Source organism: Acinetobacter celticus (assembly GCF_001707755.1).
GTDB classification, from domain to species: Bacteria; Pseudomonadota; Gammaproteobacteria; order Pseudomonadales; family Moraxellaceae; genus Acinetobacter; species Acinetobacter celticus.
In genome coordinates this window covers 644,971-665,260 of the sequence record NZ_MBDL01000001.1, presented here as the reverse complement: position 1 = coordinate 665,260, position 20,290 = coordinate 644,971, and the positions used below count along the sequence as shown (strand labels likewise).

Genomic DNA, 20,290 nt, shown 5'->3' with positions numbered 1-20,290 from the left:
AACAAGAAGAGTCCGCGCTAAAAGCATAGCAAATTTGTGCACATGCTGAAAACAAAATAAGCCCAATCGTTAGGCTTATTTTAGGAAAAATAACATGATCATTGGGTATTAATTCCAGTGTTGTGTAAGTTTTTGTAGTGAATGAATCGCTACTACAATAGATTCGGCTTCTTCTACATTTTCTAGGGCATGAATTAAATTTTCAGTGAGTTGTAATGATTGAATGGAGTGAATCGTTTCAATTTTACGTTTTTGATCTGCCATTTTGAGCCTCTTTCAACGAGAGATTGGGTTATGTGACAAAGCATAAACCTAAAACATTAATCTCAAAAACCGAATATATTTATTATTATGATTTAAAAATACGATCATATGGTTTGAGCATTTTTTATTTGTACGAAAAAAAGGCCTATTAATATAAGCCTTTTCACACAACAGATAAGAATTAATAGGCGTAATTTAAATCGGTATAGTCGGTTAATGCTTTACTAAGATGTGCCTGAATAAATTCATGGACATCGGTTGCCGACATTGCTACACCTTGTTTGGTAATGACGTGCTCAATAGCTGGTTGGCCCGATGCAGTAATTTTATATACAAAATTTTTGCCGGCTTTGTAGCGGTCATTTTCTTTGATAATAACCAAGGTATAGCTATAGGCATGCTCAAAGTTCAAATCACTATGTGAAAACACAAATTGTTCAAATAACTTCACATTTTGTCCGACTTGCAATGCTTTTAAATCATCGGCAATGCTAGGGTCAAACTTCATACCATATTTTTCTGACAATGGCTGACCATCAATCAGCAAGGTAATCATGCCGTCTTCAGTAGGGGTAACGGTAATATTATTTAAGTCCGACATCAATTTTTCAACACTCAAAAAGATTGCCGCTTAAGTATCCGTATATTGGGCAGAAAAACAAGCAGACTTTGATGGGCGTGGTCATACGGTTAAGGGCGAAATAAAAAAAGGAAGCATAATGCTTCCTCTTCTATTTTATTGAGCATTAGTCTTGTGCATCAATGCTTTGGCCATTCATCTGTAGACTGTCATCACCCATTAAATATAAATAGGCAGGCATAATCTGTTCAGGTGTCGCTAAAATTTTCGGATCTTCATCTGGATAGGCTTTCGCACGCATAGCCGTACGAGTTGCACCAGGGTTAATGCAGTTGAAACGAATATTTGGATGCGTATTTTCTTTGGCAAATAAAGTGCTGACGGCTTCAATGGCTATTTTAGAAACTGAATATGCGCCCCAACGTTCACGGGCCTCACGCCCTACACCAGAGCTGGCAAAAACCACAGAAGCATTTTCTGACTTTTGCAACAGTGGGAGCAGTTCCTGTGTCAAGATAAATGGGGCGCGTAGGTTCACGGCCATCACATCGTCCCAAACATCGACAGGATAGTGTGCCAATTCTGTCCGTTCACCCAAAATACCCGCATTATGTAAAATACCATCTAAACGGCCAAACTGGCGTTCTAGCGTATCGACTAATAATTCGTAGTCTCGAGGAGAAGCACTGGACAATTGCAACGGTAAAATAGCCGGTTGTGGTGCGCCCAAACTTTCAATTTCATCATAAATGACTTCCAGTTTGTTCAGGGCGCGCCCATGCAGAACCACGGTTGCACCATGAAGTGCATAACTGAGTGCTGCCGCACGACCAATACCATCGCCCGCACCTGTAATCAGGATAATACGATCTTTTAACAGATCGGGGCGAGGTTGATATTCTGAATATTTCATAGCAGACCTCCTCGTTTTATTGTGTTTTTAATTTTGTTATGAAGATAGTATATCGATTGTTTTCGGTACGATAACCAATTGTCGAAGCACTTGATGTAATTCGGACACAGTGTTCACTATACAATCTGCGTGCCATGCTGTTAAGTCATCTTTGTACTGGAGCGGTAAATAACCATAAGCGGCCAATATGGTGTACATCTGTGCATCACGACCCGCATCAATATCACGTGGATGGTCGCCGACATAAATGCAGTCTTGCACATCAATACTGATATTTTTGGCAGCCAAATACATAGGTTCTGGGTCTGGCTTAGTTTTGCTGACATCTTCTGGACAGACTAATACCGCACAGCGTTCAGTTAAATTTAAAGCATTGAGTAATGATTCACTTAACCAACGCGGTTTATTGGTCACAATGCCCCAAGGAATCTGTTGGCTTTCGAGTTCTTCTAATAGGGGATACATGCCATCAAATAGGTCTGTATCGACAGCAATATTCGCCCCATATACGTCTAAAAAACGTTGGCGATGGGCAAGAAATATTGGGTCTTCAACATCCAGTTCTGGATAAACCAATTTGACCATAGCACGCGCACCCTCAGACACTTGGGTACGAATTAGGTCGGCATCGACAATCGCACAGCCTTTTTCACGACACATGTCTTGTAGAATACGAATAAAATCTGCAGCAGTGTCAATTAAAGTACCATCTAAATCAAAGAGAATGGCTTTCATTTGGTACCTTCATTCACCGTATGGACCATGTAATTGACATCAACATTTGGGGCCAACCAATAGCGTTTGGTTAATGGATTGTAGTGTAGGCCGGTCATGTCTTTTAGGCTTAAATTCGCTGAGCGAATGTCTTGTGCCAATTCAGAGGGTTTAATGAATTTTTGATAATCGTGGGTGCCTTTGGCTAACATGCGTAGCACGTATTCAGCCCCAATAATGGCAAATAAATAGGCTTTAGGATTGCGGTTGATGGTCGAGAAAAATACATGACCCCCCGGTTTAACCAGTTTTTGGCAAGCTTGAACAATAGAGGCAGGATCTGGTACGTGTTCAAGCATTTCCATGCAAGTGACCACATCATATTGTCCTGCTTGCTCTTCGGCCAATTGTTCGACTGGAATTTGACGGTATTCAATATTGTGTACATTTTCTTGTTCAGCATGCAGACGAGCAACATTTAATGGCGCTAGGCCCATGTCAATCCCCAGTACGTCTGCGCCACGGCGTGCCATACTTTCTGCCAAAATACCGCCACCACAACCGACATCTAGCACTTTTTTACCACTGATTCCCCCTGCATGTTCATCAATCCAGTTTAAGCGTAGTGGATTAATCATATGCAATGGGCGGAACTCAGAATGCTGGTCCCACCAGATCGCTGCAAATGCTTCAAATTTGGCAATTTCTTGCGGGTCAACATTCAATTGAGACATCAGAGTCACCTCAAGTTAAGTCATTATATTTAAGAAGGTCTATCGGGGCTTAGTGTAGCGGTTATTCTAGAAAAAGCGATAAAAGCTGTAAAAAAGTTCACAGAATGAAAACGAAATTTTGTAGATTTGATTTATAGTGTTGTCATAAGCTCATCATAATGATTTATAGGACTATAAGCTTCATGAAAAAATTCCTTTTCAGCAGTGCTGTTGCTGCTCTTTTCGCTTTTTCAGGTAGTGCAATGGCTGCACAATTTGTTGCAGGCAAAGACTATACCGTTATTCCGAATCCTGTTGCTGTTGAAAAGCCTGGTAAAATTGAAGTGCGTGAGTTCTTTTGGTACGGCTGCCCACATTGCTTTACTTTAGAACCGCATATGCAGGCTTGGTTAAAGCAAATGCCAAAAGATGTCCGTTTTGTCCGTACACCAGCGGCCATGAATCCATTATGGGAACAGGGTGCACGTGCCTATTATGTGTCTGAAGCTTTAGGTGTACGTCAAAAAACACATATGACTTTGTTCCATGACATTCACGCCAATGGTAAAAATATTTTAGATCAGGCGGCTTTTGCTAAATTCTTTACGCAATTTGGTATTCCAGAAGCAAAATTCAACAGTACTTATAAGTCTTTCCCAATCACGTCTAAAATTGCGCAAGCGCAAGATTTAGCAAAGCGTTACCAATTGACAGGCGTGCCAGCGGTAACCGTGAATGGTAAATATATTATTCAAGGTGAAGATGCCAAAGTGACGGCAGTATTAAATTATTTGGTAGAACAAGAACGCAACGCCAAATAAGTTAAGCTCAAATGCATTATTGATCATTTTTAAAAACCTACATTGAATGTGGGTTTTTTTAGGCTTGTCCCATATCGGGTGCAAGCAATACCGCGTGATGATCTGCTGGATTCCAATGGAAAATACCATGAAACAGCAACTGTACTTGCGTTAGGCTTTGAGCCTTAAATCGTGCTTGCTGTTCTGCTTGCAAATGAGGTTCAAAACGACGACGAATTTCAATCCAGCCCATGGCCCAATCCAGCGCTAAATGAATTAGCATTTGCGATAAAACCAAAAGGTCTTGTGGCCTGTGTAGGTGTTGCATGGTTTCGATCTGATGTAGCTCGTTGGCGAGGTCATGAATTAAAAAACTTATTTCACGGTCAATGGCTTGGCGAAGTAGAGGTGAACCGCCCCAACGTTCTGAAATCAAAAAAATCCAAGGTTCAGGATAATGTTCGACCGCTTGAAAGAATAAATCTAAACTGATTTTTATTTTGGTATTGGGCAGATATAGGTAAGCATGGCCCAATTGATGCAATACACCTTTTAAATGTAAGGCAGTTTGATCGACCAGTTCTAGGCCAAGTTGATGCATGTCAGAAAAATGACGATAAAACGCAGCGGGTACCAGTCCAACATGGCGGGCTATTTCCCGCAAACTCATACTACTGAACGCCCGCCCAGACATACTAAGCGTGAGCGTCGCATCTAATAAAGCTTGTCTACTTTGTTGCTTGCGTTCATCGCGTATGGACATGCTTTTTCCCTAAAAGCCAATTCAAATGAGTCTAGCAAAAAAACAACCTTGAAACGATGCTCCGTCAGTGAGATTCGACCAGAGCGCAGATTTTTTACGTCATGATTGGGCAGGATGATGTTGAAATGCGTAAATGCTTGAGCACGCTTAGAGGTGTCATCTGTTATACTTGTGCGCAATAAATTTCTGTCAGAATAAGGACTCGCTATGCGTATCGACCAACGAACTTTAGATCAATTACGTGACGTTAAAATCACCCGCAATTACACGCGTTATGCGGAAGGTTCAGTATTGGTTGAATTTGGTCATACAAAAGTTCTTTGCACCGCCAGTATTGATAACTCAGTTCCACGCTTTTTGAAAGGAAAGGGCCAAGGCTGGGTAACAGCAGAATACGGTATGTTGCCACGTTCAACCCATACCCGCAGTGACCGTGAAGCGGCACGTGGTAAACAAAGTGGTCGTACACAAGAAATTCAACGTTTGATTGGTCGTAGCTTACGTGCCATGGTTGATTTAAAAAAATTAGGTGAAAACACCATTACCATTGACTGTGATGTGATTCAGGCCGATGGCGGGACACGTACAGCAGCCATTACTGGCGCTGCGGTGGCACTGATTGATGCAATGAATGTGTTGCTTGAAAAGAAGAAAATTAAGCAGGATCCATTAAAAGGTTTAGTAGCGGCTATTTCTGTGGGTATGTACCAAGATGAAGCATTACTAGATCTTTGCTATGAAGAAGATTCAAGCTGCCAAACAGATTTGAACGTGGTGATGACCCAAGCAGGCGAATTCATTGAAATTCAAGGCACAGCTGAAGAGAAACCTTTTACCCGCACACAATGCAATGAAATGCTTGAGTTGGCAGAAAAAGGCATTCAAGAGCTCATTAAAAAGCAACAAGAAGCGTTAGGTTGGTAAAACTACGGCTTGCATAAAAAAACGCACCTATGGGTGCGTTTTTTTATGTGGTCTAATATTATTCAGCATTAAATCGCATGGATAAATCCACGGCTTTCACATCTTTGGTGAGGACACCCATTGAGATGTAATCGACCCCTGTGGTTGCCACTTCACGTAAGTTTTCAATAGTAATGTTGCCAGAGGCTTCAAGTTTACAACGGCCTGCAACATGCTTGACGGCATCAATCATGTCTTGTTGGCTAAAATTATCTAACATGACAATATCTGCTTTAGCCTCGAGCGCCTGATTCAGTTCATCCCAAGTTTCAACTTCAACTTCAACCAATTTACCCGGTGCAATATGGCGGGCTTGGGTAATAGCCTGAGGAATGCCACCTGCCGCCATAATGTGATTTTCTTTAATTAAAAAGGCATCAAATAGGCCCAAACGGTGATTTTGACCGCCACCGATGGCTACGGCATATTTTTGTGCAATACGCAGACCGGGTAAGGTTTTACGCGTGTCTAATAATTGGGTGTGTAAACCATCTAGTTGTTTAACGTATTCAGCGGTTTTGGTGGCAACAGCAGACAAGGTTTGTACAAAATTAAGGGCAGGGCGTTCTACCGTCAGCAAGCTACGTGCAGAACCAGATAATTTTAAAAATACTTCATTGGGTGCAACACGGTCGCCATCACTTTTTAACCAAGTGACTTGCACAGACGCATCATACGATTGAATCAGGGCATTCACCCAAGGCTGACCGGCCAACACCATATCATCGCGGCTAATAATGCTGGCCGTGGCTTGTTCATGTTCAGGTGTAAGTAGCGCGGTGATATCACCTTCGCCTATATCTTCTTGTAAGGCTTGTTGAATGTTGATTTGGATGGATTGTTCAAGCAAAGATTGCGGTATGCTCATAAAAATTCCGTCTTTTTTAACCCAAAGAAATTTGCGCATTATATTAACATTGTTCCTGAAAAATGAGCCATTTTTCATACAGCAACATAAGGCGAATTGAGATTTATCAGGGAAAGTTTTAGCATGGCAAGCAATATTGGGTTGCCTATTGGCAAAATGACATAAAAAATTAGGATTTAAGCATGCCACACACTGTGAAATTTCAGGTTCATGACGGAACGTTGATCGGCGCACGCCAAATGTCATCGCCCAATTATAATCAGCGTCCTGAACACACTGAAATTCAGTTAATTGTGGTTCACAATATTAGTTTGCCACCCTCACAATTTGGTGGAGGTTATATTGAGCAATTTTTTCAAAATCAGTTAGATTGGTCGGTACATCCTTATTTTCAAACCATTGAAGGCATGCAAGTCTCTACTCATTTGCTCATTTTAAGGACAGGCGAAGTATTACAGTTCGTCAACTTCAAAAATCGTGCATGGCATGCAGGTCGCTCAACGTATCTTGGACAAAAAGAATGTAATGATTATTCCATTGGAATTGAACTTGAAGGCAGTGATGATTTGCCCTTTGAAGAGGTTCAGTATATGGCGCTGAGCGAAGTCACGGCTTGTCTACAGCAGACTTATCCTCAAATTCAGCAGCATCTTGCAGGACATTCAGACATTGCACCAGGGCGTAAGACCGACCCCGGCCCATACTTTGATTGGGTGAAGTTTAGGCAACAATTACATCATTTTAAAAACAAATAAATAAACTCAATAGCACTCAATTAACCAATGAAAATTCAGATCGAGTTTCATTACAATAGCCACAATTTAAACATTAGGTGAATACGATGGCGCTTTGGCGATCGACAGTCATTGTCAGTGCAATGACCATGCTGTCACGGGTCTTGGGTTTAGTCCGAGATATTGTGCTACTAAATGTATTTGGTGCAGGGAAAGACTTCGATACCTTCGTGGTGGCTTTTCGTATTCCTAACTTTTTCAGGCGACTGTTTGCAGAAGGTGCATTCTCTCAGGCCTTTATTCCGGTTTTAACGGAATATAAAACGACGCGTACCCATGCAGAAGTGCAAATTCTGATTAGTCGGGTATTTGGCTGTTTAGCAACGTTCATGAGTGGCTTAACTTTTATTGCGATGGTGGCTGCTCCCGCCATTATTTATATCTATGCGCCGGGTTTCCATGAAGACCCAGAAAAATTTACATTGGCCGCAGACATGTTCCGTCTGACCATTCCTTATTTATTATTTATGTCACTGACGGCCTTTGCCAGTAGTGTATTAAACAGTTATGGCTCATTTACCACACCCGCATTTTCACCTGTGTTACTTAATTTGGCCATGATTGCAGGCGCGATATGGCTCACGCCGTATATGGCCGAGCCTATTATGGCATTGGGTTGGGCTGTACTGATTGCCGGTGCATTACAGTTGGCCATTCAGATTCCTGAACTGTGGCATAAAAAACTGCTGATTCCACCCAAAGTCGACTTTAAGCACGAAGGCGTCGACCGCATTTTAAAATTGATGTTGCCTGCTTTATTTGGTGTCTCAGTCACGCAAATTAACTTATTGCTGAATACCATTTGGGCATCCTTCATGCAAGATGGTTCGGTTTCTTGGTTGTACAGTGCAGAACGTATGACCGAATTACCTTTGGGATTGATTGGTGTCGCGATTGGTACGGTGATTTTACCGTCTTTGTCTGCCCGTCATGCCGAACAAGATCAAGCCAAATTCCGTGGCATGATTGATTGGGCCGCCAAAGTGATTCTTTTGGTGGGCGTTCCTGCCAGTATTGCGTTATTTATGTTATCAACCCCAATTATTCAAGCCTTATTTCAGCGTGGTCAATTCACCTTACAAGATACACAAATGACAGCGCTGGCTTTGCAATGTATGAGTGCAGGGGTGATTTCATTTATGCTCATTAAAGTTTTTGCCCCAGGTTTTTATGCACAGCAAGACACCAGAACCCCTGTACGCGTGGGTTTAATGGCTGTTGCGGCCAATGCCATTTTAAACGTGGTGTTTATTGGTTTCTTTAAGCTGATTGATTGGCAAGCAGAACATATGGCATTGGCGCTGGCCTCTTCTGGTTCGGCTTTAGTCAACGCAGGAATGCTGTACTTTTATTTGCACAAACGTAATATTTTCCGTTTTGGCGCACATTGGAAAAGACTGGGTCTGCAATATGCAGTCGCTAATATCGTGATGATTGCCACTCTTTGGTATGCACTGACTTGGTATAATGGCGATGTTTCACAGTGGATTCGTGTGATCGAAGTGATTGGGTTTTGTGTTGTTGGCGTTGTTGCTTATAGTATGACTTTGCTGGCGGTCGGTTTTAGACCTCGTCATTTAAAGCCATAATATAGACCGAATCGCCATAAAATAAGCGCCATCAAGGCGCTTATTTTTATACATAGTGCTTTTAATAATATTTTAGGCAGAGCTATACTTTCCCTCGCGATAGAAAACCAACAAGCGCAAGAATCGCGGCAATGACCAGCAAAATAATCGCAAAATCTTTCGATAATCCTGCAACACCACCAAAACCAAATAAGCTCGCAATGAGTGCGATGACTGCAAATATAATGGCCCAACGGAACATCATCATTCTCCACGTATTTTTATTCTGATTTTTAGTATAGGAGTATGGGTTTCAATGCACTGTTATTCCTTTGTAGGGAACATTTGATTGAATTGTGATCTTTTATATCAGAAAGATGGAATATGCTTACATGCCTATAATCGTGTCAAGGCTGTTATAATCGGGCAAAGACCTAGACAGAATCTCAGATTACGATGGACGCTCTTCGCCCGCAATTTTGGAAAAAATATTCCTTAGCAGAAATGACCCATAGCGAATGGGAAGCGCTGTGTGATGGTTGTGGTCTGTGCTGTTTAATTAAATTAGAAGATGACGAAACACAAGAAATTGCCTATACCAAAGTGGCTTGCAAGTTATTAGATTGCAGTACTGGGCATTGCTCAGATTATCAAAATAGAATGCTTTCGGTTCCAGATTGCATTCAACTCAGCTTGGAAAAACTCCAACACATTCGTTGGTTACCTCCAAGTTGCGCCTATCGTCGCTTAAACGAAGGCCAAAAACTGCCTGCATGGCATTATTTAAATACAGGTAGCCGTGACAATGTCATTAAAGCCAGAAAGTCAGTGGCAGGACGCTGTGTAAGTGAAACAGATATCAATGAGGATGATATTGAGGACTATATTGTACGTTGGGTGCGCTAAAGATCAGTCAAACGTGCTAAAAATTCCTCTTCAGAGCAGACTTCAAAGCCATGTTGCAGTAAAAGTGTCGCGGTAACACCTGTACCTGCAAGCTTTGTAGCACTGAAACGACCATCATAAATAAAGTTGCGTCCACAAGATGGGCTATTTTCTTTTAATACAGCGGTTTTAATTTGATGTTGTTGCGCCAATTCTAAAGTTTTATAGGCGCCGATGATAAAGGCTTGAGTAACATCCTCACCTTGTTGGGTCATCACTTTGGCATGACCTGTTAAGACATCCTGCGCCGTACCACCAATAATTTCTGCGGGCTGACGCGGACAAGCCAGTCCTCCTAGCATTTCAGGGCAGGCCAGAATCACCTGTTGATGGCGCATAAGCTTTTGAATAGCCTCATAGTGATAGGCTTTAGCATCGTAACGGACGGGTTTTCCGGCTAAGCAGGCGCTGATTAAATACATCATATAGGTCGCAAATAAAAATAAGGGATATCGGTTCAGTGAAAGGCTCATCGGGTAAGAGGAGTGCCTTGGAATCTACACCTGTTCATAATCTTGTAGCGTTAAATATAAACCTAAATATTGACCATCGCACGGTTTAAATAGCGGATTGTCTGTTGTATTTCAAACCAGATGAGAAGATGCAAATGCTTTGTTATTCAGATTTAAGTAGAAAAAGTAGCCGAAAATACCTGCATGAATAATAGGTATCGATTTAAAATCCTAGTGTTAGAATGTAGCCAGACCTATTGTTAGCCTTTAATGAAATTATAAGATGCCAGATAGCCATATTCCGCTTCCAGAACGCCTCAGACCTCGAGATTTGTCAAAAATTATTGGGCAAGATCATCTGTTAGGCCCACAAGCACCTTTGCGCCAAATGATTGATCAAGGACATTTACCTTCGATTATTTTTTGGGGGCCTCCAGGGGTGGGTAAAACCACCATTGCCTTGTTGTTGGCACAAGCTGTAGATCGGCCATTTGTGAGCTTATCTGCGCTGAATACTGGGGTGAAGGAATTACGCGAAGTCATTGCCGATGGTGGAGATTTACTGACGCCTGTGGTTTTTATTGATGAAATACATCGCTTTAATAAAACACAACAAGATGCTTTGCTGAATGCTGTCGAAAAAGGAAAAATCACCTTAATTGGCGCGACCACTGAAAATCCATCATTTGAAGTGAATAGTGCATTATTATCGCGTTGCCAAGTCTATACCTTAAATGCTTTAGATGCAGATGCCATTCAAATTTTGCTTCTACAGGCTTTAGAGCAGGATGATTTTCTTAAAGAACGTAATATACACATTGAAGAATTTGAGGCACTGATACAATTCGCTGCTGGAGATGCACGTAAAGCGCTGAACTTATTAGATTTAATTTCCAGTACTTTTGAATCTGATGTGGAAAATATTGTAACCAATGCTGTTGTGGTGAAAGTTGCACAACAAAATATTGCTCGTTATGACAAGTCAGGTGAACAGCACTATGATTTGGTGTCAGCATTTATAAAATCCATTCGAGGCAGTGATCCTGATGCGACTTTATATTGGATGGCACGTATGCTTAAAGGCGGGGAAGACCCAACCTTTATTGCACGACGTATGCTGATTGCCGCTTCAGAGGATATTGGGAATTCAAACCCCAATGCATTGCTTTTGGCGGGAGAATGTTTCCGTTCGGTACAAGTGATTGGAATGCCTGAAGCCAGAATTATTTTGGGACAGTGCGCGGTTTATTTAGCAACCAGTGCCAAAAGTAATAGTACTTATTTGGCGATTAATCAAGCCATGAGCTTAGCTGAAAAAACGGCAAATTTGCCTGTGCCTTTACACTTAAGAAATGCACCGACCAAGTTGATGAAAGAGCAAGGTTACGGAGTCGATTATTTGTACCCACATAATTACCCAGAGCATTTTGTATTACAAGACTATTTACCACCCGAGTTAAAAGGCACAAAATTGTATGAATCTGCCCGTAATAAGCGTGAAGTAGAAGGGGAGCGTCTGCAACAACGCCGTTGGGTGAAAGAGCAACAGCAACAATAAAAAAGCCCAGCACGAAGGCTGGGAAAGTAGGATGTCCTTGGGGAGATACATCCTAGAGGGTCGTTGGTTGGCAAAGCTTTAATGCTTAAGCTACTGATGTCGCGAGATATGAAACTTATTTTATGTGATCAATAGTGTTTTGTAAAAACGATACTATTTATGGCTACAATTGATTTTTTGAATTGAAAATACGTTCATGGTTATTTTTATTCTGTATAAAAAAACCGAGCTTAAAAGCTCGGTTTTTTGCAGCAAATACGGATTAAATATCAGAAAGATCTATACCTAAACGTGTTGCAACTTCTTCATAAGCTTCAACCACACCGCCTAAACCTTGACGGAAACGATCTTTATCCAGTTTTTTCTTAGTTTCTTTGTCCCATAGACGGCAACCATCTGGAGAGAACTCATCACCTAATACAATACGGTCATGGAACACGCCAAACTCAAGTTTGAAGTCTACCAATAGCATGCCACCCTTATCGAATAAATCTTTAAGAACTTCATTTACTTGGTAAGTAAGAACTTTCATTTGTTCAAGCTGTTCAGCATTCGCCCAACCTAAAGCAATGGCTTGAGATTCGTTTACCATTGGGTCGCCAAGCGCATCATCTTTAAAGAATAATTCGAATGTTGGTGGAACAAGCTCTTTGCCTTCTTCAACACCTAAACGACGGCACAATGAACCTGCTGCATAATTACGAATGACGCATTCAACAGGAATCATCGCTAACTTTTTCACAAGAACTTCAGTCGGAGAAAGAAGTTTTTCAAAGTGAGTTTCAATACCAGCGGCTGCCAATTTTTCCATGATAAAGGCGTTAAAACGGTTGTTCACCTTACCTTTACGATCCAGCTGTTCAATTTTTTCGCCATTAAATGCAGAAGCATCATCGCGGAAAACGAGGATAAGGTGGTCAGCATTATCTGTTTCATAAACAGATTTCGCTTTACCAGTATAGAGCAAGGTTTGTTTTAACATGGGGGAACCTTTTGCAAAAAAAAATGCCTAGTACGACTAGGCTGGCCAATTTTGGTAAATTTGAGCTAACAGGTCTGCAGCTTTTTCTTTGTCTGCAAAACTGTTATCGGCATTGAATACAGCGAGATTATTGCTAGATCCAGCAGATGAAAGTCTTAAAACATAGATTTTTTGGTCGATTTTAATCGTCACTTCGTGGCGATTTTTGCTTTGACTAATAACGGTATGGTTAAGACTGCTGAGTGTAGCAAGGGTATATTGCCAAATTGTAGCAGAATTTCCATTGATTTTGAGCAATGGATTTTGATTTCCATCCGTTACAAGTTCAGGACGGCCAATGCTTTGATCTTCAGTTTGGCTGTTTTCTGCAGGATTCGCTGTATTTTGAACGGCATCTGGTCGAGGCAAAGAAAAACGGTTGCCTTTTGGGTTTTCCAACTTAGGTGCATGTTCAATTGCAAGCTGGTCAACCGCTGGAGCAGGATACAGTGGCGTTGCAGGACGCATCACCGCACCTTCAGGATATTGCAGTGGATTTAAGTCGGTTGTATTTTTATAGTCTAAAGTGCCGTTATTAACAGCCAGTGAACTGCAACCGGCGAAACTGAATACTGAAAGCGCAAGGGTGAGCCCTAAACGTAATTGCATAATATTTGCTCTTTATTAAATGACGCCCGCATCAGCAAGTGCTTCATGAAGCGGTGCGCGATATTGTTCTGCTAGCGGTGTTAATGGTAAGCGGATGCCTGTACCAATTAAGCCCATGTCATGAAGTGCCCATTTCACAGGAATTGGGTTCGATTCGCAAAATAGAATATTGTGTAAATTTGCAATTTTAGTATTAAGTTGTTCAGCAAGTTGAGCATCACCTGCCACGGCAGCGGCACATACTTCACTCATTTCTTTAGGTGCAACATTTGCTGTTACTGAAATATTGCCTTTCGCACCGAGTGTAATTAGTTGATAAGCTGTCGCGTCATCGCCTGAATAAACAATCATTTCTTTGCCTTTTAGGCCTTCAAGGAGTGCTTGACCGCGAGGCACGTCACCCGTGGCATCTTTAATACCAATAATTTGTGGAATATCGGCAAGACGGATCACAGTTTCGTTTTCCATATCTACGCCTGTACGACCAGGTACATTATAAAGAATCATTGGCATATCAGCAGCTTCGGCAATAGCTTTGTAGTGCTGAAATAGACCTTCTTGTGTAGGTTTATTATAATAAGGTGTAACTAAAAGCGCCGCATCTGCGCCTAATTCTTTGGCTTCTTTGGTCAGTTCAATGGCTTCGTGTGTCGAGTTCGCCCCAGTACCCGCAATAATAGGAATACGTTTGTTGGCGACACGAATAATTTCTTTAATGACTTGAGTGTGTTCAGCCATACTTAAAGTTGATGCTTCACCAGTTGTGCCAACCGCAACAATGCTGTTTGTGCCTTGTTGGATATGCCACTCAACGAGCTTCTCTAGACCCTTCCAATCTACGCTTCCATCTTCAAACATGGGGGTGACGATTGCGACAATTGAGCCTTGAATGGTCTGTGCTTGCTGAGTCATTTTAAAAAAAATCCTATTTGTCCATCCGAAAGGAGTTGGGAAAACGTAAATTTGGATGGGTTCGTATTTTGATTTATAGCGAATTCAATGCGCTTATGCTGTATTGAGTAATGCTTACGCAAATTATGACTGATCGTAAGCATAAGAACAATATGCTTTAGTCAAAGCCATAAAAAACTTTATACAAAGCATATTTAAAATAATCAAGTAGATGTGCTGAGAAAAGCTATGTAGTTTGTGTTTTATTCAGTTTCAAGAGAAAAAAAGGATCAGGATTGTTCTAAAACTCATTTTTTTGAATCTACCTTTTAATAAAATAACCCATAAAGATGCTATGAAAAAGTCTAACAGTCAGGCTTTTTTTATTGAGATAAATGATATGTTTTATGATTGCTGGCGCTTAATAGTAGCCACAGACTCAACTTAAACAAAGAAAAAGACCCGGTTATTTTACCTTGAAACCTAAATAATCATGTGTTCATTGTCATTTGAGATGTTGATTGGTTTTAATAAAAATTTAGATAAGAAGATGGATAGATATTTATGCTGAAAAATAGCGCGCTTATTATTGTCGATGTGCAAAATGGGTTTACCCCAGGGGGAAACTTGGCGGTTGCTCATGCGGATCAAATTATTCCTCAAATTAACCAATTGGCAGAAGTTTTTGAAAATATTGTGCTGACTCAAGATTGGCACCCCGAAAATCATGTGTCTTTTGTCGAGAATCATGTTGGATATCGCCCTTTTGAGACGATTCAGTTGGCCTATGGCCCGCAAGTATTATGGCCCGCACATTGTATTCAGGGGACGCAAGATGCCGAATTTCATCCAAATTTGAAGGCATCAAAAGCACAACTGATTATTCGTAAAGGTTTCCATACCAATATCGACAGTTATTCGGCTTTTATCGAAGCAGATCATCAAACTTCAACAGGTTTGGCGGGCTATTTAAAAGAACGAGGAATTAATCGGGTCTTTATTGTGGGGATTGCGACAGATTTTTGTGTGGCTTGGACGGCAATGGATGCCTGTAAACTTGGCTTTGAGACCTATGTCGTTGCAGATGCAAGTCAAGGCATTGATTTACAAGGGTCATTACAACAGGCGTGGCAAGAAATACAGGCGCACGGGGTCAAGCGAATTTATGTAAAAGACATTGTTAAAGTGTCAGAAACGGTATAATTTCAGAAAAAATATTGGCAGATAGACAACAGGCATCTTTGATGGCTTTTTATTTGCCTTCACACTAGGTTAAATGGCATGGCAACATTTTTTAAATTTAATCAATGGATTCAAAAAACTTTTGCGTTATGGGTAGTGCTGTTTTCAGGTATTGCACTCTGGATGCCTGAAATTTTTGTCTGGTTAAAAGCGTATATCCCGTGGATGTTGGGCATTATTATGTTTGGCATGGGTATGACCATGACCGTGTCTGACTTTAAGGGGGTCATGCAAAGCCCAAAAGCGGTATTTATTGGTGTGGCTGCCCAGTTTATTGTGATGCCTAGTTTGGCCTATGTGCTCTGTAAAGTTTTTGCGTTAGCACCAGAAATTGCGATTGGGGTAATTTTGGTGGGATGTTGCCCTGGGGGCACGGCCTCGAATGTCATTACTTATATGGCAAAGGGCAATACTGCGCTGTCGGTGGCGTGTACATCAGTATCGACCTTACTGGCACCAATTTTAACCCCTGCAGTGTTTTATCTTTTGGCCAGTCAGTGGATTGATATTAATGCGCTATCGATGTTGGTGTCTATTTTGCAAGTGGTGCTGTTTCCTATACTTTTAGGGCTAATTGCACGAAGCTTATTTAAAGCCCAAGTTGAAGCTTATATTCAGGTAATGCCTCTTATTTCTGTCATTGCGATTGTCGCGATTGTGGCTGCCATTATTGCTGGAAGCAAAACACAAATTTTTGAATCGGGCTTGCTCATTTTAGGGGTAGTCATGTTGCATAACGGTTTGGGTTATTTATTGGGTTTTGGTGCTAGTCGACTGTTTAAATTACCGTATGCAGACTGCAAAGCTGTCGCCATTGAAGTAGGCATGCAAAATTCAGGTTTGGGCGTAGCACTGGCAGCCACACATTTTGCTGCATCGCCTATGACTGCTTTACCTAGTGCAATTTTTAGTTTATGGCATAATATTTCTGGCCCAGCTTTAGCCAGTTATTGGGCCAGTAGAACGCAAGCACCGACAGATTCAATCGTGAATAAAAAATAAAGATCATCAAAGAGCACTGAAATGCTCTTTTTTTGCAATAGAGATACTTGAAAAACGTACTTCCATTTAGCACCGATGATTGCGATGTAACATGACTGTCATAATGTCTGCCTAACATGCCCTATCGAAAGCTTTATAACCGACTGTTGCAAACATCATTGAGAGCACATGCAAAATTTTCAACATTCATCGGAAACCTATTTTAATCGTGAATTGTCACTTTTTGAGTTTAACCGTCGAGTGCTGGCTCAAGCACAAGATATTCAGTTGCCCTTACTTGAACGTCTTAACTTTTTAATTATTTTTGCTCGAAATTTAGATGAGTTTTTTGAAATTCGCATTGCGGGGTTAATGAAGCAACGCGATTTAAATGCCATTGCTCGTACTCCAGATGCCATACCCACTGAAGTGGTATTACAGGCGCTCTCCCAGGCAATTCATACTGCGGTTAAACAGCAGTATGAAATTTTAAATCATAGTGTTTTATCGGCTTTGCAAAGTCAGGGCATTCAATTTATTCAATATCAAGACATATTAGAAAAACATAAAGCCTGGATTGCCAAATATTTTGCCAAAGAAGTCCAACCTGTACTGACACCCATTAGCCTAGATCCATCGCATCCTTTTCCGCGTTTAGTTAATAAAAGTCTGAATTTTATTGTCAGTTTAGAAGGTAAAGATGCGTTTGGTCGTGAAATTACCATGGCGATTGTGCCTGCACCACGTTCTTTGCCACGCTTAATTCATTTACCGGCAGAGGTTGCAGGGTGTGCAGATGCACAAATTTTTCTCACTGCCATTATTCAACAGCATATTAATGATTTGTTCCCGGGCATGCATGCGACTGGTTGTTATGCTTTTCGTGTGACCCGCAATGCGGATTTAATTTTATCTGAAGATGTTGATGATTTGGCGGTGGCGCTCAAAGATGAGCTGTCATCGCGACGTTTTGGCCGTGCAGTGCGTTTAGAAATTGAAGATGATTGTCCAGCACCGATTATGCAGTATTTGCTAGATGAGTTTGATTTAACTGAGCAGGAGTTGTATCGAACCAATGGCCCGATTAATTTATCACGCTTAAGCAGCAGTTTTGACCGTCCTGAGTTGAAATACCTGCTGTTTACACCGGTTATTCCGAAAATTTTCCGTCAGTCACAGAGCATCTTTGACATCTTAAAAGCACAAGATGTATTGCTACATCATCCGTTTGATTCATTTCAACCCGTCATTAGTTTACTCAAAGAAGCAGCCAAAGACCCGAAAGTTTTAGCAATTAAACAGACGTTATACCGCAGTGGCCCAGACTCTGAAATTGTACAGGTGCTAGCTGAAGCCGCCAGAAATGGTAAGGAAGTGACCGCAGTCATTGAGCTACGTGCCCGCTTTGATGAAGAGTCCAACATTATGGTCGCCAATATTTTGCAAGAGGCGGGCGCAGTGGTGGTGTATGGCATTGTGGGCTATAAAACCCATGCCAAAATGATTTTGATTGTCCGCCGTGAAAATAACCAGCTCTTACGTTATGTACATTTAGGTACAGGAAATTATCATGCGGGCAATGCGCGTATGTATACCGACTATGGCCTGATGACCACGCAGCCTGCAATTTGTGAAGATGTACATCGCATGTTTCAAGAACTGACGGGGATGGGGAAAATGGCCAAATTAAAAGCCCTATTACATGCCCCTTTTACCTTGCACAGTGAACTGCTTAAATTGATTGATCAGGAAATTGCATACGCCCAAGCAGGCAAAAATGCACGGATTATCATTAAAGTTAATGCGCTGAGTGAACCACAATTGATTGCTGCTTTGTATCGTGCTTCTGAAGCGGGAGTAAAAGTGGATTTAATTATTCGCTCTATTTGTTGTTTAATTCCGAAAGTGCAGGGCATGTCGGAAAATATTCGCGTACGTTCTATTGTGGGACGCTTTTTGGAACATACCCGCGTATATTATTTTGAACATGCAGGGGAAAAACAGCTCTACTGTGCCAGTGCCGATTGGATGGGCCGTAACTTATTTTCTCGGGTTGAAACTTGTTTCCCTATTTTAGATATCCGTTTGAAAAAACGTATTATTAAAGATGGTCTTTTGAATTATTTACAAGACAATCAAAATGCATGGGATTTACAAGCCGATGGTCATTGGGAAAAAATGACCTGTCAAACCTTGGAACAGCAACATAATGCACAGCGCTTGTTGGTTGAGCAAAAAATGCTGAAGGTTTAACCCTCTGCATCATATAAAATAAAAAAGCCTGATGATGATCAGGCTTTTTTATTTTAGAAACAATACGTTGTTTAAGAGGCTTTAGATTGCTTCGATTTTAAAATTTCTGTACGGAAATTCTGTGCCATTTCGGCAATTTCACTGTCCATACCGTTAATCATAAAGGCATGACGGGTCAATACATTGGTTGGGTTTGGTAGGCTCACCAATTGGAAATGATCCGAAATTTCTTTCAGTAAAGCATTTGGTACATGTACCGCAGTTTCTTTTGCTGACAGTTGTTGTACTAAACGTTCAGCGGCTTGTACGGAAGACAATTGCATCGCTTCGACTGAGCTAGAAATGGCACTACGGGTTTGTAAAACAAAACGTTTTTCTTCACGGTAGCGTTTATACAATACATCCGATAACAATTGGAATACCGCACTAATAGTGGTAAGGCATTGTAAGGCATTTGGCGTATCGGCAGAGATGCTGATGGTCGCACCTTTGTCATCAAATTTATGTACAGTACAAATGTCTGAGTGATTGAGTTTGTAGTGCTGTACGCATAATTCAGCCGTTTTATTTAAAAAGATTTGGCACAAATTAAAATAAGGCCCAGAGACGGTACTGTTGACCGAGTCTAATAACTGTTTTGGGTCGTAGAATTGAATATTCAGCGCCAATTCATTACTGTTGATCACCACAGGTTTACTTTCTTTGGCCTTGACTTTGCTTTGTGCATTTTGCTGTGCTTGAGCAATGGCAACAGCCGCATTATGCTTTTCTTGTTCTAAAGCTTGTGTCAGGGTTTGAATTTCATGTTTTAAGCGTGATTCATTATTAATACGTGCTAAATACTCAGTACGGCTTGGACGGGCAATACCACGATAAGCCAACCAGAGCAGGCTATGAATGATCAGCGATACTAAAATAGCCAACCACTGTGTACGTAAAATTTCGCCAATACTGGGCTGAATTAAAGTAATTTCGACCGTACCGACTTTCTTTTCATTTTGTAATGCATCACGAACAAAAACTTCGCCTTCACGAGTTTTAGTCTGACCACCCGTTGCCATCACTTGATTATCTGCATTTAAAATACGGATAGAGGCAACACTTGGGTTTGTGGCATAACGGTCTGCGAGCAATGCCAATGATACCGTATTGGCAGGTTCCATTTCAGTCATACTGTCCGTAACCAGTTGACTGGTCATGAGTTGACCTTGGCTGGCACGATTTTCATTCAGCTGGTGAGTGGTCGCCAATACCAATAAAAAGGTATGGAAAGCAAAACTTACAATTAGTAGGCTAGCAAATAGCCCTTGTCTAGGCGCATTCAACGTAAACTTCCAAGGCAATTCTGTTCAATTTCGATTATGATTCTCACATTAGTTGTCGCTCAGAACCCGAGTC

The 20,290-nt window shown here is 41.2% G+C and carries 22 protein-coding genes; 9 read left to right on the top strand and 13 right to left on the bottom strand.

Going from position 1 to position 20,290, the window contains the following annotated elements; all coding sequences use genetic code 11:
- Window positions 1-108 precede the first annotated feature (108 nt).
- The 5 genes from BBP83_RS15225 to ubiG all read right to left on the bottom strand — a co-directional run bounded on the left by BBP83_RS15225 (window position 109) and on the right by ubiG (window position 3,205).
- A complete protein-coding gene (locus tag BBP83_RS15225) occupies window positions 109-264 on the bottom strand; it encodes a hypothetical protein (protein WP_171258019.1) in 156 nt (51 codons plus the stop codon).
- A gap of 181 nt (window positions 265-445) precedes the next feature.
- Complete coding sequence (locus tag BBP83_RS03075; RefSeq protein WP_068885971.1) at window positions 446-865, bottom strand: hypothetical protein; 420 nt, start codon at window positions 863-865, stop codon at window positions 446-448.
- Between the two features lie 145 nt (window positions 866-1,010).
- Window positions 1,011-1,757, bottom strand: a complete 747-nt coding sequence (locus tag BBP83_RS03070) for a YciK family oxidoreductase (RefSeq protein WP_068885920.1) — start codon at window positions 1,755-1,757, stop codon at window positions 1,011-1,013.
- Window positions 1,758-1,793: 36 nt separating this feature from the next.
- Window positions 1,794-2,492: an HAD family hydrolase gene (locus tag BBP83_RS03065; RefSeq protein ID WP_068885919.1), complete on the bottom strand. Its 699-nt coding sequence runs from the start codon at window positions 2,490-2,492 to the stop codon at window positions 1,794-1,796.
- Window positions 2,489-3,205, bottom strand: a complete 717-nt coding sequence (ubiG, locus tag BBP83_RS03060) for a bifunctional 2-polyprenyl-6-hydroxyphenol methylase/3-demethylubiquinol 3-O-methyltransferase UbiG (protein ID WP_068885918.1) — start codon at window positions 3,203-3,205, stop codon at window positions 2,489-2,491. The genes BBP83_RS03065 and ubiG overlap by 4 nt, the downstream gene beginning before the upstream one ends.
- 182 nt (window positions 3,206-3,387) lie before the next feature.
- Between ubiG and BBP83_RS03055 the strand changes: the two genes are divergently transcribed.
- Window positions 3,388-4,005, top strand: a complete 618-nt coding sequence (locus BBP83_RS03055; protein WP_068885917.1) for a thiol:disulfide interchange protein DsbA/DsbL — start codon at window positions 3,388-3,390, stop codon at window positions 4,003-4,005.
- Between the two features lie 58 nt (window positions 4,006-4,063).
- Here the strand turns inward: BBP83_RS03055 and BBP83_RS03050 are convergent, their stop codons facing one another.
- Window positions 4,064-4,747: a TetR family transcriptional regulator gene (locus BBP83_RS03050; RefSeq protein WP_068885916.1), complete on the bottom strand. Its 684-nt coding sequence runs from the start codon at window positions 4,745-4,747 to the stop codon at window positions 4,064-4,066.
- A gap of 207 nt (window positions 4,748-4,954) precedes the next feature.
- On the opposite strand from BBP83_RS03050, the gene rph reads away from it, so the two are divergent.
- Window positions 4,955-5,671, top strand: a complete 717-nt coding sequence (gene rph, locus BBP83_RS03045) for a ribonuclease PH (RefSeq protein WP_068885915.1) — start codon at window positions 4,955-4,957, stop codon at window positions 5,669-5,671.
- A gap of 58 nt (window positions 5,672-5,729) precedes the next feature.
- On the opposite strand, the gene nadC is transcribed toward rph, so the two are convergent.
- On the bottom strand, window positions 5,730-6,578 hold the full coding sequence (gene nadC, locus BBP83_RS03040; protein WP_068885970.1) for a carboxylating nicotinate-nucleotide diphosphorylase: 849 nt from the start codon (window positions 6,576-6,578) through the stop codon (window positions 5,730-5,732).
- A 182-nt stretch (window positions 6,579-6,760) separates the two neighbouring features.
- Between nadC and ampD the strand changes: the two genes are divergently transcribed.
- Complete coding sequence (ampD, locus tag BBP83_RS03035) at window positions 6,761-7,333, top strand: 1,6-anhydro-N-acetylmuramyl-L-alanine amidase AmpD (RefSeq protein ID WP_068885914.1); 573 nt, start codon at window positions 6,761-6,763, stop codon at window positions 7,331-7,333.
- Window positions 7,334-7,410: 77 nt separating this feature from the next.
- Window positions 7,411-8,961 (top strand): murein biosynthesis integral membrane protein MurJ, encoded by a 1,551-nt coding sequence (gene murJ / locus BBP83_RS03030; protein WP_171258018.1) that lies wholly within the window; start codon window positions 7,411-7,413, stop codon window positions 8,959-8,961.
- An 82-nt stretch (window positions 8,962-9,043) separates the two neighbouring features.
- Here the strand turns inward: murJ and BBP83_RS03025 are convergent, their stop codons facing one another.
- Entirely contained in the window at window positions 9,044-9,202 is a 159-nt protein-coding gene (locus BBP83_RS03025; protein WP_068885912.1) for a DUF1328 domain-containing protein, read from the bottom strand.
- 194 nt (window positions 9,203-9,396) lie between these two features.
- Here BBP83_RS03025 and BBP83_RS03020 point away from each other — a divergent pair, with 194 nt between their 5' ends.
- Entirely contained in the window at window positions 9,397-9,846 is a 450-nt protein-coding gene (locus tag BBP83_RS03020) for a YcgN family cysteine cluster protein (RefSeq protein WP_068885911.1), read from the top strand.
- Here the strand turns inward: BBP83_RS03020 and BBP83_RS03015 are convergent.
- On the bottom strand, window positions 9,843-10,307 hold the full coding sequence (locus BBP83_RS03015) for a 2-thiouracil desulfurase family protein (protein WP_068885969.1): 465 nt from the start codon (window positions 10,305-10,307) through the stop codon (window positions 9,843-9,845). The genes BBP83_RS03020 and BBP83_RS03015 overlap by 4 nt on opposite strands.
- A 313-nt stretch (window positions 10,308-10,620) precedes the next feature.
- Here BBP83_RS03015 and BBP83_RS03010 point away from each other — a divergent pair, with 313 nt between their 5' ends.
- Complete coding sequence (locus tag BBP83_RS03010; protein ID WP_068885910.1) at window positions 10,621-11,895, top strand: replication-associated recombination protein A; 1,275 nt, start codon at window positions 10,621-10,623, stop codon at window positions 11,893-11,895.
- A 262-nt stretch (window positions 11,896-12,157) separates the two neighbouring features.
- On the opposite strand, the gene purC is transcribed toward BBP83_RS03010, so the two are convergent.
- From purC to dapA, 3 genes are read right to left on the bottom strand one after another with little or no spacing between them, the layout of a single operon-like run.
- Window positions 12,158-12,877: a phosphoribosylaminoimidazolesuccinocarboxamide synthase gene (gene purC / locus BBP83_RS03005; RefSeq protein WP_068885909.1), complete on the bottom strand. Its 720-nt coding sequence runs from the start codon at window positions 12,875-12,877 to the stop codon at window positions 12,158-12,160.
- Window positions 12,878-12,913: 36 nt separating this feature from the next.
- Window positions 12,914-13,525, bottom strand: a complete 612-nt coding sequence (locus BBP83_RS03000) for a lipoprotein-34 precursor (NlpB) (protein ID WP_068885908.1) — start codon at window positions 13,523-13,525, stop codon at window positions 12,914-12,916.
- 15 nt (window positions 13,526-13,540) lie between these two features.
- On the bottom strand, window positions 13,541-14,437 hold the full coding sequence (gene dapA, locus BBP83_RS02995) for a 4-hydroxy-tetrahydrodipicolinate synthase (protein WP_068885907.1): 897 nt from the start codon (window positions 14,435-14,437) through the stop codon (window positions 13,541-13,543).
- Window positions 14,438-14,980: 543 nt separating this feature from the next.
- Between dapA and pncA the strand changes: the two genes are divergently transcribed.
- From pncA to ppk1, 3 genes are all read left to right on the top strand, one after another.
- A complete protein-coding gene (gene pncA / locus BBP83_RS02990; RefSeq protein ID WP_068885906.1) occupies window positions 14,981-15,619 on the top strand; it encodes a bifunctional nicotinamidase/pyrazinamidase in 639 nt (212 codons plus the stop codon).
- Between the two features lie 78 nt (window positions 15,620-15,697).
- Entirely contained in the window at window positions 15,698-16,660 is a 963-nt protein-coding gene (locus tag BBP83_RS02985) for a bile acid:sodium symporter family protein (RefSeq protein WP_068885905.1), read from the top strand.
- A 168-nt stretch (window positions 16,661-16,828) separates the two neighbouring features.
- On the top strand, window positions 16,829-18,892 hold the full coding sequence (gene ppk1 / locus BBP83_RS02980; RefSeq protein ID WP_068885904.1) for a polyphosphate kinase 1: 2,064 nt from the start codon (window positions 16,829-16,831) through the stop codon (window positions 18,890-18,892).
- 71 nt (window positions 18,893-18,963) lie between these two features.
- Here ppk1 and BBP83_RS02975 read toward each other — a convergent pair whose 3' ends face one another.
- Complete coding sequence (locus BBP83_RS02975; RefSeq protein WP_068885903.1) at window positions 18,964-20,217, bottom strand: hypothetical protein; 1,254 nt, start codon at window positions 20,215-20,217, stop codon at window positions 18,964-18,966.
- Between the last annotated feature and the right edge of the window lie 73 nt (window positions 20,218-20,290).

Coding starts and splice junctions, on each gene's coding strand:
- pncA (WP_068885906.1), top strand. CDS start 14,981: ATGCTGAAAAATAGCGCGCTTATTATTGTCGATGTGCAAAATGGGTTT.
- BBP83_RS03070 (WP_068885920.1), bottom strand. CDS start 1,757: ATGAAATATTCAGAATATCAACCTCGCCCCGATCTGTTAAAAGATCGT.
- purC (WP_068885909.1), bottom strand. CDS start 12,877: ATGTTAAAACAAACCTTGCTCTATACTGGTAAAGCGAAATCTGTTTAT.
- BBP83_RS15225 (WP_171258019.1), bottom strand. CDS start 264: ATGGCAGATCAAAAACGTAAAATTGAAACGATTCACTCCATTCAATCA.
- nadC (WP_068885970.1), bottom strand. CDS start 6,578: ATGAGCATACCGCAATCTTTGCTTGAACAATCCATCCAAATCAACATT.
- BBP83_RS03025 (WP_068885912.1), bottom strand. CDS start 9,202: ATGTTCCGTTGGGCCATTATATTTGCAGTCATCGCACTCATTGCGAGC.
- BBP83_RS03000 (WP_068885908.1), bottom strand. CDS start 13,525: ATGCAATTACGTTTAGGGCTCACCCTTGCGCTTTCAGTATTCAGTTTC.
- ubiG (WP_068885918.1), bottom strand. CDS start 3,205: ATGTCTCAATTGAATGTTGACCCGCAAGAAATTGCCAAATTTGAAGCA.
- ppk1 (WP_068885904.1), top strand. CDS start 16,829: ATGCAAAATTTTCAACATTCATCGGAAACCTATTTTAATCGTGAATTG.
- dapA (WP_068885907.1), bottom strand. CDS start 14,437: ATGACTCAGCAAGCACAGACCATTCAAGGCTCAATTGTCGCAATCGTC.
- rph (WP_068885915.1), top strand. CDS start 4,955: ATGCGTATCGACCAACGAACTTTAGATCAATTACGTGACGTTAAAATC.
- BBP83_RS03075 (WP_068885971.1), bottom strand. CDS start 865: ATGTCGGACTTAAATAATATTACCGTTACCCCTACTGAAGACGGCATG.
- BBP83_RS03050 (WP_068885916.1), bottom strand. CDS start 4,747: ATGTCCATACGCGATGAACGCAAGCAACAAAGTAGACAAGCTTTATTA.
- BBP83_RS03010 (WP_068885910.1), top strand. CDS start 10,621: ATGCCAGATAGCCATATTCCGCTTCCAGAACGCCTCAGACCTCGAGAT.
- BBP83_RS03015 (WP_068885969.1), bottom strand. CDS start 10,307: ATGTATTTAATCAGCGCCTGCTTAGCCGGAAAACCCGTCCGTTACGAT.
- BBP83_RS02985 (WP_068885905.1), top strand. CDS start 15,698: ATGGCAACATTTTTTAAATTTAATCAATGGATTCAAAAAACTTTTGCG.
- BBP83_RS03065 (WP_068885919.1), bottom strand. CDS start 2,492: ATGAAAGCCATTCTCTTTGATTTAGATGGTACTTTAATTGACACTGCT.
- BBP83_RS03020 (WP_068885911.1), top strand. CDS start 9,397: ATGGACGCTCTTCGCCCGCAATTTTGGAAAAAATATTCCTTAGCAGAA.
- BBP83_RS03055 (WP_068885917.1), top strand. CDS start 3,388: ATGAAAAAATTCCTTTTCAGCAGTGCTGTTGCTGCTCTTTTCGCTTTT.
- ampD (WP_068885914.1), top strand. CDS start 6,761: ATGCCACACACTGTGAAATTTCAGGTTCATGACGGAACGTTGATCGGC.